Consider the following 16,191-nt stretch of genomic DNA (forward strand, 5'->3'; position numbering starts at 1 on the left):
GGAGGTAAATAAGGATGGCTAAACTAACGGCTAGGTTTGATATGGAAGACAAGATAACGAAAAAGCTTAAAAATATGCATGGGGACTTAGAAAAAATTGAGAAGTCAAGGGATAATATAAATAAGCCGATTGTCATGGAAGCAAAGGATAACGCCACAAAACAAATTAATAAAATTAATAAAAGTGTTGGAAAAGTGATTGGCTCCAAAGAAATTGAATTCGGCGTGGAAGATAATGCTACTAAAAAGATGAAAAAGATCAATGAAACCGCTGAAAAAATAGCTGAACCGAAAACAATCACTCTGAAAGTTGTGGATAAAGCAACGGACAGTTTAGCGTCAGTTAATAATTATATGAAAAGGCGTATGCCAAGAGCCCATGAATTAGTTGTAACAGCTAGAGATCGTTCCAAGTCTGTACTGGAAGGAATTAATAGATATCTAGGTAGAAATATCCTCGGGTTACATGTGTTTGAAATCATGGCCAGAGATCGCGCAATGCCTACCATGCATAAAATTGCTAATTACGCTCGTCGAAGCTTGTCAAAAGGGTACAACTTCTCTGTTAGAGCCATAGACGTCGCGACTAAAACGGTCGGTCGAATCGCTTCATATACACGAACGGCTCTTCCTGCATACCGTGATTTCACTATCCGGGCTATAAATGGTGCTTCTAATGTTATTGGTACCGTTAAGCGTGCGCTTTTTTCCATTCCTTCAATGATTACAGTCACGCTAGCTGTTGTAGGGATAGGTAGTTTAGGTAATGCCACTGTTGGTTCAGCGATGGATTTCGAGGGTTATGGAACAGCGATGACTCACTGGTTAGATGGGAATCAGAAACAAGCGGACGATTTAATCGGTTGGATGGGTAAATTTGCTGACACAACTCCATTCAGCTCAGCAGAATTGTTCCCGGCATTATCAAGAGGTATTGGCGTTGCGGATGGAGATATCAAACAAGCTCAACAATTATTGGAGATTTCGTCCAATATGGCAGCTTTATCACCTGGCAAAACCGTTCAAGATGCCATGGAAGCATTAGCGGACGCTCGTACGGGCGAATTCGAACGAATGAAAGAATTCAACATGAAAATCACCAAAGAAGATTATGATAGTGCTGGTTGGACTGGAATCGTTAGTGAAATTGATGGGACATTTAAAGATGGAGCTAAAAAGTTCTCTCAAACAGCATCTGGGCAAATATCTACCATAAAAGGCTATGCATCTACCATTTTTAGAGAAGCCGGAACTGGCGTACTGACATCCATGAAACCCCGATTAAATGAAATTACTAAATGGCTTGAAAACAACCAAGATACTTGGGGTGAATGGAAAGATACTGTCCAGACAGCCGGTGAGGATGCAGCTAACTGGGTATTCACCAAATTAGAGGGTGCATTTAGTTATCTTCGTGACAATTACCTGGAAAATGATGAATTTAAAAACCTTGATTTTGAAGGTAAAGTTAATTTTATCATGGATGATTTGGGAGAATGGTGGGATAAAACCGGACGCCATTGGCTTGTAGATGTCAGTAAAGATGTCGGGGAAGCGATTTTTGACGGTGTAACCTGGGGATTAAAAGAAGGTTTCAAAGGCATAGGAACCATGTGGTCTGATGCCATTAAAGACCCAAGTGTTGGTAGTTTTGCGAGCGCAGGAATAGCAACCGCAATTGGAATGTCTGTTATTTCACTGCTTGTTAGTCCTTTGATCACTGCTTTTAAAGTAGGTGGAGCAATCATAAAAGGCGCTCTTAGTGCAGGCAGGTGGATGGGTGGTTTATTCGGTAAAGGGAAAGGCCCTAAAGTTCCTCCGGTTGCACCTGTTCCAGGCAGAGGAAAGACCGTTAAAACAACAAACAACCCTACTGTTAACGCTAAAAATGCAAAGCCGGTATATGCGCAACCATGGTTCAATAAAGGGCAGAAACCTATCCTTAACGTACCAAATCAGAATAAGAATACCTCTAAACTCCCAAAAACCCCTAAAGATTTAGCAGAAGGGTTATCCGGTATTGCTAAATTCGGTAAAAGAATACCTGTTATCGGGACGTTGCTTGGCGGTTTGTCCATAGCTACCGCAGGAAAAGGTGAAAAAGCAGGAGCCGTTGGTGGTGTCGCGGGTGGTCTCGGTGGTGCGGCTGCAGGAGCGGCAATCGGATCCGTGGTTCCGGGAGTCGGTACAGTAATCGGCGGGATTTTAGGAGGTATCGGTGGCAGCACTTTAGGTCAAAAAATCGGAGACTCGATTAACTTAGATCCAGTCAAAGAGAAGTTTAACGAGGTAAAAGAGCAGATCAGCAGCACGCTCTTTAGTGGCGATTGGTGGTCCGGGAAGTGGTCATCCGTTAAAGGCTGGGCTGATGAGAAGTTAGAACCGTTGTCTACCACCTGGGAGAATATAAAAGGGACTGCATCAGAAACTTTATTCAGCGCTGACTGGTGGACAGGGAAATGGAATGGCATCAAGGATACAGCGACATCCACAATATTCAGTGGTGACTGGTGGATAGAACAAGCTGGGTTTATTTACGGTTATTTGGAAGAAACCATATTCAGCGGTGATTGGTGGAGTGAGCGTTGGGAAGGTGTTAAAGCAATAACAGCAGGAACCATATTTGATGGGGAATGGTGGAAAGAGAAGTGGGAAGGTGTCAAAGGGTGGACGGCTGAGAAGTGGGATTCGGCGATTGTTATATGGGAATCTATAAAGACTAAATTTGCCGAGACTGTCTTCAACTCCGAATGGTGGTTAGAAAAGTGGACAGCTGTTACAGGCTGGGCCCAAGAGAAATGGGACTCTGCTGTTGTAATATGGGAGTCTATTAAAACTAAATTCGCGGAAACAGTGTTCAATTCCGAATGGTGGCTAACCCAGTGGGAATCTGTTAAATCCTGGACACAGGAAAAATGGGATTCGGCAGTTGTTATATGGGAATCCGTAAAAACAGCATTTTCTGAAACAGTTTTTAATGGCGAGTGGTGGAAAGGTAAATGGGATTTAGTAACTGGTTGGGCATCCGAGAAATGGGACGGAGCCCAAGAAATCTGGGATAGTGTCAAGACTGACCTCAGCGAAACATTATTCGATGGTGAATGGTGGAAAGGCAAATGGGGAGACGTTATGGGGTGGGCTCAGGAAAAACTAGGCGGACTAGGTTCTTGGGTCGGAGGCATCGTAGATAACGTTAAAGAATCATTTGATGCCGGTCGTGAAAAAGGCAAAAAGGCAGCGAATAAACCCGTAACCGCAAACAGGCAAAGTGCTAATGCTAACTATGCAAATGGCGGATTTATTAATCGTCCACACCTTGGTTTAGTCGGTGAAGCAGGTCCTGAAATGATTATTCCTTTATCTTCTGGAAGACGAGGGCGTGCTATGGATTTGTACAATCAAACAGGCGCTATGCTAGGTGTGAAACCTTATGCTAACGGTGGTATGGTAGGCGGAATTGTTACACCGCAGACTCAGCCAACCTATATGAATAATTCCGAATTGAGATCACCAATAAATACTGTTTCGCAACTGCAAGGTATCAATAATTCAATTAACAACGTGCCTATAGAACTAGGTCGTTCAATTGCTGGCGCCTTATCCAAAACAAATAATACTATTTCTAGTGAATCATCTAGAATGAATGATTCCATCAATACTGGCACGTCTGGCTTGAAGGAACATATAAGCTCATTTAACGAAAAAATTCACAACAGTATATCTGGATTAAAAGAATATTTATCTAGCAAAATATCTAAAGTAGAGCAAAAAGCAGAACAGGCACTACTGACTGCAAATAATTCTAACAAATCATCCGCAAGCAACGGAAGTGGTTTAGAAGGTAGGATAGCTAGTTTAATTAAGCAGAGAGGGTCAACGGCCGAGAAATACTTTGCAGAAATCAAAGTGGACGGAGACTGGTTAAACGATTGGTCACATACAGGTGATAAAAAAGCGGATAAACCATATTTGTTAGCCGGTTTTGAATATGCAAAACACCTTGGTTTTGAACCGGGCGTAAATGGTTTAAAACATTTAAATCGTATTAAAGGATATGCCAAAGGAACGAACGGCCCTTTGAATAGTTCAGAAACAGCATGGGTTGGCGAACGCGGTCCGGAGTTAGTAAGGTTGCCTCGGGGCGCAGAAGTGTATTCGAATGACGAGAGCGTGGATATGGTTACTGGTAGGAATACAGTTCCTGCTGATCAAATGTCCGGTGTAGTTTCTTCAGGAACCACAAAAACATCATCAGGTGGTTCATCTAAGGTTATCAAGGTCTATATCACTGGGGAAAATAACTTTTATAACGACACTGATCCAGAAGAATTTGGCCAGAAAGTAGTCTCTGTAATCGAAAGGGAGCTAGAGACTGAATATAACGAGGGAGGGGAGATGGTAGTGTATGAGTAAAAGTGTATATGAATTTTGGATATCGACTAACGACAATAAAGACAGATTGCGCTTGCCGGTTAACCCTTCTTCCATTGACATAAGCAGCGGGTCCAAGAATGAATCTATTGATATATCTAATCTTGGCGAAATAACAGTATTGCAAGACCCAGCATCTAAAGTATTTCAGTTTTCATCTTTTTTACCGTTACATGCGAGCCCGTTGGTCGAATATAGTAATCACCCTAAGCCATGGGACGCTGTAAACAAACTTGAAAAGTGGAAGAATTCAAAAGAGCCGTTAAGGTTTTTAGTTACTGGAACTTCTATTAACATTCCTGTTTCGATTGAAATCTTTAATTATCAAGAAGAAGGTGGGGCTGTTGGTGATATTCGGTTTGATTTGTCATTAAAAGAGTACAAATTTGTCACTGTGCGGAAAATAAAGGTGAAAATCAACAAGCCGACAACAAAAAAATCAAGGCCTGCAGTAACACCAAAAGGGAAGACGCACAAAGTAGTCAGAGGTGATACGCTTTGGGGGATTTCTAGAAAATATTACAAGGATAATGGCCTTGGTTGGAAAAAAATTTGGAATTTAAAATCCAATAAAGATATGTTAATCAAAAGGGACAGCAGAAATAGAAAGAATCCGGGCCATTGGATATATCCTGGACAGGTGTTGAGGATACCATGATTGAGTTATTTCTTGTGCGAGCAAACGATATTATAGAAATCCCGACGCAATCTATTACTTGGTCAGGACAACGTTATAAATCAGCTAGAAAGATTATGGCTAATATTTTATATACTGATAAGGGCGGTCACCAGTACACGAAAGTGGAAGAGGGTGATACCGTCCTTTTTAAATGGAATGAAAAGGAACTATTTCGAGGCACAGTATTCAGTAAAGACCGCACAAAAAGTGGGACTCTATCATTAGTTGCTTATGACATGCTGCATCACCTGTTACTCAGCAAAGATATTTATGTGTTTGAAAATAAGAGAGCGACAGACATAGTAACCCGCATATGCAAAGATTTCCAAATTCCATATGGAGCAATGGCTAATACCAGCGTTCGTTTGAATGAAATATTTCAAAATGAAACAACCTTATACGATATCATACTAAGATCATTAGTAAATACGGAAAAAGAGTCAGGGCGAAGGTTTAGAATAGCTTCGAATAAGGGCTCTCTTAACTTAAAAGAGGTGGCTCCTGATGAGAATCAATGGGTTTTGGAAACAGGCGTTAACATCATAAATTACAGCTATACCACATCAATCGAGGAAACAGCAACAAGGGTAAAGATGATTGCTGGCGAGGAAAAGGACACCATTACAGTATCTGTCACTGATAGTTCCGGTCAGAAAAAATACGGTGTACTTCAGCATTTTGAAAGAGTCACCGAGAAAGTAAATAAGAGCCAGTTGACATCGATGGCAAAGAATACGTTGAACAAAAAGAAGGGAATCCAAAAGCATTTAGAGGTGGATGCGCTAGGTATCGATGAAATCACAAGCAACATGCCAATCTATGTCATCGAAAACGATATAAGTGTAAAAGGGACGTATTATGTCGATACAGATTCACACTTTTTCCAAGGGGAAAGGCATGATATGAAGTTAAAGCTGCTTGAAGAGAACACCTTACCGGAGGTAAATGTATGAGCATGAATCAAATCATTAAAAAGATGGCCGTTGAAGCTGTTCGATCCATGGGGACATTGGAATTTATAGAAGCTGAAGTACACAGCTCGCCACCTGACATTAGATTGAAGCTAAAAGGAAATAAAAAACTTATCATTCCAAGTTCTTTTATCATAATTCCGGAGCATTTAACCAGGCGTGTACAAACAGTAAATATATCTAGCTCTAATATTAGTGAATCTATGACATTGGCGGGCGATCCGTCACACAGTCATGACCTTCAATCTATTACTATGAAAAATGTTGAAATTGAGTACCTAGACGAATTAAAAAAAGGCGATAAGGTGATGGTTGCTGCTATACAAGGCGGGCAAACATTTTTTATTATAGATCGATTTTAAAAGGGGTGATTGAAAGTGCCTTTATCACCAGAAGTTAACATACCAGAATTGGAAGAAGACGAAGAGCAAGTCATCGAAACGATGCGGACGTACAAAATTGATTTTGAAAAGAATGAAATAACAAATGAATTCATTAATGGAATCGAAGCCATTTCACAATTTGTTCATATGAGAATGAGAACGCCGCGGTACGTTTATCCAATATATTCAACGGATGAAGGAAACGAAATAGAAGAACTGATTGCAGATAAAAACGTAACAGAGGAATTTAAAATAGTGGAGTTGCCGCGCTTGATTACGGAAGCTCTTATTTATGATGAGCGAATAACTGACGTAACGGACTATATCATTGAGCATATTGACGACGCCTTTCGTATCAGATTTAAAGTACACAGCGTTGAAGGGATTCTGGAAATAGAGGAGGTGTTTGAATAAGTGTTTGAACATATAACGCTTGAAACAATAATAGATGATATGCTAGCCGAAATTCCTGACGATATGGACAAAAGAGAAGGATCGATTATCTATAACGCGTTGGCTCCCGCAGCGGGGAAACTTTTTGAGGTATATACCTCTCTTGATCAAGTATTGGTCCTTGCCTTCCCACAAACAAGTGAAGGTGAATACCTTGAAATGATTGTAGAAGAAGAAGGCATTAAAAAGAATTATGCAACATCATCTATCAGACACTTTGAAGCCTCTGGAACGAGCGGACAAGTAGTCGAAGGAGAAAGGTTCTTTGTAGATGACATATATTTCGTCGCTCAAGAGACTATTAGCATTCCTGGTACTTTTCAAGCTAATTCAGAAGAAGTCGGCGCTGTGACAGCTATCTATAACCCTGAAACTATATTGCCAGTAGAAAATATTGAGGGGTTACAATCTGTATCTATGATTTTGAATCACGTGGACGACGTTGATGGAATCGACGATGAGTCGGACGAAGCATTACTACAAAGATATTGGGAGCGCGTTGGAAACGCACCGGGTCCTGGTAACAATTCGGACTATGTGCGGTGGGCGAAAGAGATTACAGGCGTAGGGAATGTGCTTGTTGAACCATTGTGGAAGGGTGAAGGTACTATCAGGGTAGTGGTGTTAACCCCTGACGGAAAACAAGCTTCTCTGTCTCTTGTAGATGAAGTGCAGGAACTTATAGACCCCGATTCAGAAGGTACAGGAGAAGGGAAGGCACCTCCGGGGGCGAGAGTCACTGTGGCCACCGCTGATTTACTCTATATAACAGCAACTATTCCGGGGATTGTGTTGGAACAGGGTTATACACTTGAACAAGTTAGAAGTAACGCGATAGAAGCTCTACAGAATTATCTAAGGGAAATAAATCCTGGTGGAGTTGTTCGTATTCGAGAAGCTGTCAGCGAGATTATTCATGCTCCTGGCGTATTAGACATGGGAGATTTACTCATTAATGGCGAACGCAATAACTTGGAATTAAACGTTGTCCAGCTTGTTGATCTAGGTGAGGTGAGTTTCGCATGAACGAACAAAAATTATTAGAAATGCTACCTCCTTATTTTGGACGGCTGAAACAAATGAAAGAGATCGCCAGAGTAGAAGGTATTCAGTTTAATAAACTAGACGAAGATATGGACGACCTTTTAAATCAGGCATTCGTCCAAACAGCTACCTGGGGACTTAGTTATTGGGAGCAGCAATACATGATACCGGTTCTTCATGAGAGCGAAGATTACGCATATCGCAGGCGCAGGATAATGACTGCTAAGCGAAGCAGCAAGGCTGATTTAATCGAAATATTACGAGCTATCGAGCCGATGTTAGAACTTGCTTGGGGAGGTAACGTGCTTCCTTTTACGATTGAATCCGATGCTGATTACTATGAATTCGGTGAATTAGTAAGGGTTTTGGAATCAGAGAAACCTTCACATTTAAACTATTCATTTTCTATTAAACCGAATGGATACACTATAAAGGCGGATCACCGAAGCCGATTCGAAATAGGTTTGCGATTGATTTCCGGGACTGCTAAATCCGGTCGTTATCCTCGTTATAATACAAGGGGGGAATCGCTTCACAGGAATCTAGGAATAAGCAGCGCGCAGATAACTGGGATTGCAGAATTGCAACGGTTATCCGGGCTTGTTAGTGGCGGTAATGATACTCCGACGGCTTTTGGTAGTGTTGAAAGGGAATTAATAACTTTTTCTAGCGGCGCAACAACCGGGTTATCTAAATATTACCCTTCAGGACCTTATAAACCAGGCAGTATCGCAACGGAATCAGCCGGAACAGTTATTAGTAAGGAATTATCAATGGACGGTTCTATGATTACGGGGTCATCCAGTGTGACGGCATGTGGATCCATCTCATCCGGAGAGGAGGTGGCATAATTGCTTAAAATCATTGACGAAATCGTTAATTATATAGACGAAAGAGCTGTAAAAGGTGATTACACAATCGGGGGAATAACTTACCCAGCCGAACTTAGACGCTCTATTGCCGATGGTGAAACGGTTCGAAAACATATTTATTTAACTCACCAGGATCCAACAGGTACTGTTACGAGGTCGAGGCTATTGGGAGAAGATGGGAAAGTAATTGCAGAGCGTACCGACAATCAAGTACACGAGGAAAATAAAGGTCTTTTGCTAGAATTTAAGTTCACTATCCAGGAGGTGTAAAACATGACAATAAAACAATATCGCGAACAATCTTATGTTCCAACAGAATGGGAAGATCAGGTTAAGGATAGTACAACGGGCGATACTTTAGTAGAAGGCACTCCTATCGCAGAAACAACATTAGGGAATATAGAAGCAGGTATTTTAACCTCGCATTTCGATATCGGGTTAGTCGCAACGATGGCTTTGCAATTGGCCAACTTAAGTCAATTAGAACTAGAAAAATACAAGGAACAGAGACTGCTACAAGGACAGGAAACCATCTCGAACAACGAAACTGATGATGGGTACTTCAGAACATCAGAGCCATTCGTAACCGTAGCATTAACGGGGTTTTCGCAAATCAATGCCCCGAACTACGATGTGAAAATAACGCCAATTTCATCAGACGATATGGGAGCTATAGGAGATTTAGAAGTGTATGACAAAACACAAAACGGTTTCAAAGTACGGATGACCGGTTCTGCAAAGACGGTCTCTTTTTTATGGACTTTGATTAATCCTAATGTTTAAAAGGGTGTGATCAAGATGGTTGCCTTATTAGAAATTTTTGTTGCTCTGCTACTAGGAATCCTTTTATATTTCATGTTATTTGGTGTCGGAGCATGGATAGCTATTGTTAACAATAGAAAAGATAAACTATAAAGTTAAGGATCCGATTTTAACGGGTCTTTTTTATTGCCAAAATTTAAAGAGGAGGGTTTTATAAATGATTATTTCAAATGCGAACGACGGTCAAAAAGCAGGTTATTCATTATCTGGAAATGTTTTAACGGTTGGTAATGTTTCTATCGATTTGCAAGATAAACAGAAAACCAATGAAAGAGTAATAGATATCTGTCTAGATAATCAATTAGAAACTATGCGCGAAGGCATGGGTGCTTGGTATGTAGCGAACGTGATTGTTCCTGCTAAAAAATACTCCTTCCAACCAACAGGAGAAAAAGACGAAGAAGGAAACGACATTATGGAAGAGGTAGAACTTCCGGTTGATTTACCGAAAGTAGAATTGCGACTCTGGGGTTTGCCTCCACAATATTTCGAAACAACTAATCAAACACAAGAAACTTTAGAACAAGGAGCTGAAGCATAATGCCATTTATCTTAAGTATTAAAGATACCTATAGACAAGCAGTAGAAGCAGCAACGGACGGAAAAAATACAGTCATGTATGACGATAAAGGAAATCCATCTATCATGGTTTGTATACCTCGATTTAACTTAAGTGATGTGATTGACGGAGCGCCAGATACTCCGCACCCTGCGTTTATTGTTGACGGAGTGGTTAAGTCCGAAATTTGGATTTCTAAATTCCAAAATATTGTTCATGATAGTCGAGCTTATTCACTTCCTGGAATGGATCCACACACATATGTGGATTTTGACCAAGCTAAACAATATTCTGTTAGCAAAGGCACAGGATGGCATTTAATGTCCAATGCTGAATGGGCGGCAATTGCGTTATGGGCTAAGAAAAACGGGACAATGCCTCGAGGGAATAATAATTATGGGAAAGATCATTCAGCTCCTTACGAAAGAGGACGCGAAACCGCGAAATCAGGAGACCAAACAGGTCGTGTAGCGACTGGATCTGGGCCGGCTTCATGGAGCCATGATGGTACCAACGCCGGGATATTCGATCTAAACGGAAATGTTTGGGAATGGAATGATGGTCTTAAGCTTGTGGATGGTAAGATTTATGTTCATCAAGATAATAATTTCAACACACCTGAAGATATATTGCAATGGGTGGATACGGGAGCGTTCTTTGATGTTGAATCCGGAAATCTGGTAATCAACGGATCTCGAACCTATATTATGGATGAAGCAACAAGTGAATCAAAATCAAGAACATTTGAGACATTGGCAGCTTACACAGGATATACAATACCTGAATTATTAAAACATCTTGCGATCGCACCGATTGACGCAAATCATGGAGGAGACTATGTTTATGCCCGTAACTACAGTGAGCGTATTCCTCTACGGGGTGGCGATTGGCTCAATGGTGCTCATGCCGGCGTGTTCTCTCTGAACCTGTACCGCGAGCGTTCGTATTCGGGTTCGAGCATCGGCTTCCGCTCTGCGCTGGTTTTGTAATCTGTAATCTGAAAACTGACAATCTGTTAGAGTCCGCGGTAGCGGACTCTTTGCATTCTTAATTTTAAGGAGAAAATATGAATAACAAAGACGATCTAAAGATATTACAAAAATGCTATGAAATGATTGAATATGGATATGTCGCCATGAGGCAATTTCCAAAAAGCGAAAGACACACGCTTGCAGCTGAAATAAAGAAAAGTATGTATGAGCTTTTGCATTTAATAATTCGAGCGAACAAACGTTATTTCAAGAAAACAACCCTCCAAGACATTGATATTGAAATAGATAATCTGCGCTATCTTATTCGGTTGTCTAATGGTTTGGGATTCTTGCCATTCAAACAATATGAAAATTGGTCAAGAAACCTAAACGAAATAGGAAAAATGCATGGAGGATGGATTAAATCAACAGCTAAATAGTTTTATGGGGAGTGAGCCATATGAGTGAGCGTATTCCTCTACGGGGTGGCAATTGGAACAATGGTGCTAATGCCGGCGTGTTCTATCTGAACCTGAACAACGAGCGTTCGAATTCGAATTCGAACATCGGCTTCCGCTCTGCGCTGGTTCTCATTATCCGAAACTCCAAGGACACGGTCCTTGTTGGCAGCATAAATGAAAACGGGCTTATTTCCCCGGCTTATTAGCCGAAAAATTAAATTGTTGGTGAATTAGTTAGTAGCAATTTCAGCGAAGAGTAATACAATCAACACATCATATTAATTTATTGGGGATAGATAATTGAAAAGATTTAAAGGTTTATACGAACAGATCATAGATTATGAGAATCTATGGAATGCATATCTAAATGCCAGAAAAGGAAAACGGTATAGGGGAGAAGTACTAGAATTTACTCATAATGTAGAAGAAAACCTTATCCAACTTCAAAATGAATTGATTCACAAAACATACAAGATAGGCAGATATAGAGAATTTTACTTGCATGAACCAAAGAAACGATTAATTATGGCCCTTCCATTTAGGGATAGAGTAGTTCAATGGGCTATCTACCAGGTAATAAACCCTTTATTTGATAAGCAATTTATAGACGATTCCTTTGCTTGTCGAGAAGGGAAAGGAGTTCAGAAGGCAGCTGATCGCGTTCAATATTGGTCAAGAAAATTAGAGAGAAGCCACAAAAAGCCATACTACTTGAAACTGGACATTTCGAAATACTTTTATCGTATCGATCATGACGTTCTGATAAACATCTTAAATCGAAAAATAAATGATAAAGACTTAATGTGGCTCCTCAATATAATAATTCGTTCAGAGGACACTCCTTTTGGGGTGCCTTTAGGAGATCACGGGTTTGAAAAAGAAAGAATTGACGGAATCGGAATGCCAATAGGCAATCTAGTTAGTCAATTATTTGCTAATCTCTACATGAACGAACTAGATCAATATGCAAAACATGAAATGAAGTTACATCACTACATCAGATACATGGATGATGTAGTTATTTTACATGAAGATAAAAAGGAATTACATAGGATATTTGAGGAAATAGAGGCATTTTTATCCTATGAATTAAAACTGCAACTAAATAATAAAACAACGATTAGACCTATTAAAGATGGTATTGAGTATGTCGGTTATCGGATCTGGCCAACGCACCGGAAATTAAGTAAGAAAACAGTTAAGAAAATGAAAGCTAGATTAAAATATCTCAAAAATTCATTCGCTCGAGGGGAGGTGAACGTAGATGATGTGCGGTCAACCCTTATGTCCTACTTAGGATTAATGAAGCATGCAAATTGTTATAATTTGAAAAATAAAATATTAAGGGAATTCGTATTAATGCGAAATACACAAGACAACGAGAAGGTGGCGTCATGACTAACGATGCTTATAAAGAGTTGCTGGACCTAATAAGTCATTACGAACAAGTAGTTTCAAGGCAAAGTGAATCTATCATTAGGCTTATTAATGAAAATGTAGAGCAAGAAAATATCATTAAAGAATGGATGAGAGAGCAATAAAACCTAAGCGCCTAATAAGGCTCTTTTTTTTATGGGGTAAAGCGAGGTAGTATGCGCTACCTCTCCCACCGCCGAGGGTTAAAGCAGTGGTATTAGGTAATACGAGACAAGTCACATTTTTAAGGGGGTAAAGTATGCCGGAAGAGGAGATGGAGGAAATGGATATTGAAGCACCTAAATGGTTGCAGGGCCATGAACACCGCATAACCAAAAATGAAAAAGATATAGAGAAGATTCAGTCGGATATGTCTGATTTAAAAGGTGACAACAAAGAATTCAAAAGCGACATTAAGGAATTAAAAGAATTTATTAACAAAGGTAATACTGATCAACTAGCTATTCTTAACGATATGAATGCACAAATGCGCGATGAATTTTTCAAAAAGAAATCTACCACTCACCATGAAAAATGGAAACTTTTCGGGATTGTCACAGGTGGGGTTGTCGGTGGTGGTGGACTCTTGACGGTCATAGTCACTTTAGCTTTTAAAATGATAGGAGGTTAGGAAGATGGACAAAGGAACTCTAATACGTACGATCGTACTGGTAATCGCATTGATTAACCAGTTTTTAGTGACCGCAGGATTAAATCCGATACCCGGAGACGAGGCGGTTTGGTACGAAGTAATTACAATTATATTTACAGGCATTGCTACAGCCACCACGTGGTTTAAAAATAACTATGTAACTGCAAAGGGCAAAAAGCAAAAAGAAGTATTAGACCGCAACGGGTTAACAAAATAAAAGGAGTGAGTAAATAATGACATATAAATTTGAAAACTTACCGCAATTAGTCGACAACAGAAGAACCATTCCCAAAGATGGTAATTACTCAAAGCGTACCCGATCAATCACCACCCGCGTTTGGCATCACTCATTAACAAAAAAGACATTAGGCGGTTCGGATGCTGCAAGTTTTGCAAAGTATCATATTAGTTTAGGTTGGCCGAGCATTGGCTACCACATTATTATAGAGCCTAAAAATATTGTTAATACACCAAAAGGCAAAAGAGCAAGAATCGTATATGCAAATGACATAAGCTTGAGAACGTATCACGTAGGCAACAGCAATCAATTTGCATTAGGCATGTGCGTTGCAGGTGATTATCGTTACGATGATTTAGACGATGCTACCAAAGCCACAATTGACGAGTTGCAAGAGGCGTTGGTTAGTGATGGGATAGGCAAAGAGGACAAGTCGCATAACGAAATGGCAGGCTATTCTTGGAAGTCTTGTTGTGTATTCAATTATAAAGAAGCCTTTAAATTCTTGGATGCTAAGAAGCCTAGTGTTGTTCCTGGCACGTACAAAATTCAAGAGGGTGACACATTTTGGGGCATTGCCAACAACGATGAAGGAATCACGGTTAATGACTTAATCACATCTAATCCAAACGTTAACCCTGCTAAACTACAAATCGGACAAGTTATCAATCTAGGGAAAGCTAAAAACGCTTATACACCAAAACCGGCTACACCTAAAAAGCCACAGTCAACTTATAAATATCCGTTGCCTGCTGGTGTGTGGAGACATTATAAAAAAGGTGGAAAGAGTGGATCCTTTAATGAAGTTGAACAAATTCAACGGGCATTGAACGCTATTTACTTCAAGTGTGGGAAAGTTGATGGATGGTATGGCGATTTATTAGAGGATGCAGTAAGACGATTCCAATTGATTTATATGCCTTACGAGGTCGATGGAGTATATGGCCCGAATACTAAGAAAAAATTACAAGCTGTTTTAAAATCAAAAGGGTACTAAAATAATTTAATCTATCTGTTATACTTTACTATTAAAGCCCCCAGCTGCGGAAACAGTTGAGGGCTTATTTTTATTATAATCCTCCTGGTCGTGGTTCTTCGCTATTTGCGATGCGTAGTTCCGGTTTATCAATGATCCACGTTTTGCCTATTTTCTTAGCTTTGATTTTCCCCTCTGCACAATAATTTTTTATTGTCCCTGGCGATAGACCTAAAATTTTAGCTGCTTCTTCCACTCCGATCACTCCGTCTAATGCATGTTGTTCGGTATGATAGCTATGCATATAGTTAGCTTTCAATGGATCATTATTAAATTCTGTTTCATCTATGCTAGAAAGAATTTCTTCAAACATATCCAACAACTGTAATTCATCTTGTTCAAACTTAGGTGCATACTCTAATAACTCTTTGTGGATTTTATTAAATGTCAATGCCGGTTTTTTACCAAAACGAACCATATGTTTTTCTGATATACTGATTTTACCCTTTTCAAAAACTTTGTGGGAGAGGACATTCGCTATTGCTAGCAAACGCCCGAATTTTTGGTCTCTATTCATAGTGCAACATCCTTTCTTTTTAATAGTTCCAGTGCTTCTCGGTGCGCTTCTTTACTTATTCTGATTGGGATATACCCCTCTTCACCTTCGTTGTGGAGGTCGTTGTAATTTCTTCTCCATTTTTTTAATTGTGCAGCAGTCATTAAGTTTTCAGTTCCTTCTTTTTCGGCAAGTGTTACAGTCTCTTTAGCGATTTCGATTTCTTCTATTTCAACTTCTTCTTCTTGGGTAAGTTCATTTACCATTTCCGCAATTGCTTCATTGATTGCAATCCCGATTTCATGACCTTGTGTGAAAATACGATCTCCTACTTTTGTATATTTTTTGCTAACATCTAATTTACGGCTGTGGTAAAGAGTATCAGTTAATTCGTTAAACTCAATCATACTAGCAGAGCGCGCGGTTTCGACAACTTTTCCATTTGCTACGATTTCGATTTTTGTTGTAGTGATTGTTTCTGTTCCTGTAACGTCCCCGTCTAAGTTAATTTCATTTTCAAATGCTTCTACAGCGATTCGAGCAACCGCTTTTCCGAATGGTACTTCTTTTACTAATTTCATTTTTGTTATCTCCTTTTGTTATGCGTTACCGCATTTATTAACTGTCTATAATATATCATGTGCGTTATCGCATGTCAACAGGTTTATATAAAAAGTTTTAATTTGTTTTTAGGCAATAAAAAAGACC

At 39.8% G+C, this 16,191-nt stretch carries 20 protein-coding genes; 18 read left to right on the plus strand and 2 right to left on the minus strand.

Annotation, left to right across the window (positions count from 1 at the left end):
- The first annotated feature begins 14 nt into the window (after positions 1–14).
- The 18 genes from ACHABU_RS17510 (at position 15) to ACHABU_RS17595 (ending at position 14,948) form a co-directional block, all read left to right on the plus strand.
- Entirely contained in the window at positions 15–4,412 is a 4,398-nt protein-coding gene (locus ACHABU_RS17510; RefSeq protein WP_435766255.1) for a hypothetical protein, read from the plus strand.
- A complete protein-coding gene (locus tag ACHABU_RS17515) occupies positions 4,405–5,088 on the plus strand; it encodes a LysM peptidoglycan-binding domain-containing protein (protein ID WP_435766256.1) in 684 nt (227 codons plus the stop codon). Before ACHABU_RS17510 ends, ACHABU_RS17515 begins: the two co-directional genes overlap by 8 nt.
- On the plus strand, positions 5,085–6,062 hold the full coding sequence (locus ACHABU_RS17520) for an XkdQ/YqbQ family protein (protein WP_435766257.1): 978 nt from the start codon (positions 5,085–5,087) through the stop codon (positions 6,060–6,062). The genes ACHABU_RS17515 and ACHABU_RS17520 overlap by 4 nt, the downstream gene beginning before the upstream one ends.
- Complete coding sequence (locus ACHABU_RS17525) at positions 6,059–6,442, plus strand: DUF2577 family protein (protein ID WP_435766258.1); 384 nt, start codon at positions 6,059–6,061, stop codon at positions 6,440–6,442. Before ACHABU_RS17520 ends, ACHABU_RS17525 begins: the two co-directional genes overlap by 4 nt.
- Before the next feature lie 15 nt (positions 6,443–6,457).
- Entirely contained in the window at positions 6,458–6,877 is a 420-nt protein-coding gene (locus ACHABU_RS17530; protein ID WP_435766259.1) for a DUF2634 domain-containing protein, read from the plus strand.
- Positions 6,878–7,942: a baseplate J/gp47 family protein gene (locus ACHABU_RS17535; protein WP_435766260.1), complete on the plus strand. Its 1,065-nt coding sequence runs from the start codon at positions 6,878–6,880 to the stop codon at positions 7,940–7,942.
- Complete coding sequence (locus tag ACHABU_RS17540) at positions 7,939–8,811, plus strand: putative phage tail protein (protein WP_435766261.1); 873 nt, start codon at positions 7,939–7,941, stop codon at positions 8,809–8,811. The genes ACHABU_RS17535 and ACHABU_RS17540 overlap by 4 nt, the downstream gene beginning before the upstream one ends.
- Complete coding sequence (locus tag ACHABU_RS17545; RefSeq protein ID WP_435766262.1) at positions 8,812–9,102, plus strand: hemolysin; 291 nt, start codon at positions 8,812–8,814, stop codon at positions 9,100–9,102.
- 3 nt (positions 9,103–9,105) lie between these two features.
- Complete coding sequence (locus ACHABU_RS17550) at positions 9,106–9,615, plus strand: signal transduction protein (protein WP_435766263.1); 510 nt, start codon at positions 9,106–9,108, stop codon at positions 9,613–9,615.
- Positions 9,616–9,811: 196 nt separating this feature from the next.
- Positions 9,812–10,195 carry an AAA family ATPase gene (locus ACHABU_RS17555; protein WP_435766264.1) on the plus strand — a complete coding sequence of 128 codons (384 nt, stop codon included), beginning with the start codon at positions 9,812–9,814 and terminating at the stop codon, positions 10,193–10,195.
- The gene (locus tag ACHABU_RS17560) at positions 10,195–11,202 is read left to right on the plus strand and encodes an SUMF1/EgtB/PvdO family nonheme iron enzyme (RefSeq protein ID WP_435766265.1); all 1,008 of its coding nucleotides are present in this window, start codon (positions 10,195–10,197) and stop codon (positions 11,200–11,202) included. The genes ACHABU_RS17555 and ACHABU_RS17560 overlap by 1 nt, the downstream gene beginning before the upstream one ends.
- Positions 11,203–11,279: 77 nt before the next feature.
- Positions 11,280–11,624, plus strand: a complete 345-nt coding sequence (gene avd / locus ACHABU_RS17565) for a diversity-generating retroelement protein Avd (protein ID WP_435766266.1) — start codon at positions 11,280–11,282, stop codon at positions 11,622–11,624.
- Between the two features lie 20 nt (positions 11,625–11,644).
- Positions 11,645–11,851, plus strand: coding sequence for a hypothetical protein (locus ACHABU_RS17570; RefSeq protein WP_435766267.1), 207 nt, complete (start codon positions 11,645–11,647; stop codon positions 11,849–11,851).
- Positions 11,852–11,945: 94 nt separating this feature from the next.
- Positions 11,946–13,043, plus strand: a complete 1,098-nt coding sequence (locus tag ACHABU_RS17575) for a reverse transcriptase domain-containing protein (protein WP_435766268.1) — start codon at positions 11,946–11,948, stop codon at positions 13,041–13,043.
- Entirely contained in the window at positions 13,040–13,186 is a 147-nt protein-coding gene (locus tag ACHABU_RS17580; protein WP_435766269.1) for a hypothetical protein, read from the plus strand. Before ACHABU_RS17575 ends, ACHABU_RS17580 begins: the two co-directional genes overlap by 4 nt.
- Positions 13,187–13,344: 158 nt before the next feature.
- A complete protein-coding gene (locus ACHABU_RS17585) occupies positions 13,345–13,692 on the plus strand; it encodes a hypothetical protein (RefSeq protein WP_435766270.1) in 348 nt (115 codons plus the stop codon).
- A gap of 4 nt (positions 13,693–13,696) precedes the next feature.
- A complete protein-coding gene (locus ACHABU_RS17590) occupies positions 13,697–13,930 on the plus strand; it encodes a phage holin (RefSeq protein ID WP_435766271.1) in 234 nt (77 codons plus the stop codon).
- A 16-nt stretch (positions 13,931–13,946) separates the two neighbouring features.
- A complete protein-coding gene (locus tag ACHABU_RS17595; RefSeq protein ID WP_435766272.1) occupies positions 13,947–14,948 on the plus strand; it encodes a peptidoglycan-binding protein in 1,002 nt (333 codons plus the stop codon).
- Positions 14,949–15,021: 73 nt separating this feature from the next.
- Here ACHABU_RS17595 and ACHABU_RS17600 read toward each other — a convergent pair whose 3' ends face one another.
- Together ACHABU_RS17600 and ACHABU_RS17605 are read right to left on the minus strand one after the other, a co-directional pair.
- On the minus strand, positions 15,022–15,504 hold the full coding sequence (locus tag ACHABU_RS17600; protein WP_435766273.1) for a helix-turn-helix domain-containing protein: 483 nt from the start codon (positions 15,502–15,504) through the stop codon (positions 15,022–15,024).
- Positions 15,501–16,064, minus strand: a complete 564-nt coding sequence (locus ACHABU_RS17605) for a hypothetical protein (RefSeq protein ID WP_435766274.1) — start codon at positions 16,062–16,064, stop codon at positions 15,501–15,503. The genes ACHABU_RS17600 and ACHABU_RS17605 overlap by 4 nt, the downstream gene beginning before the upstream one ends.
- Between the last annotated feature and the right edge of the window lie 127 nt (positions 16,065–16,191).

It is taken from the genome of Oceanobacillus sp. CF4.6, from assembly GCF_051262635.1.
Taxonomy (GTDB): Bacteria; Bacillota; Bacilli; order Bacillales; family Amphibacillaceae; genus Oceanobacillus.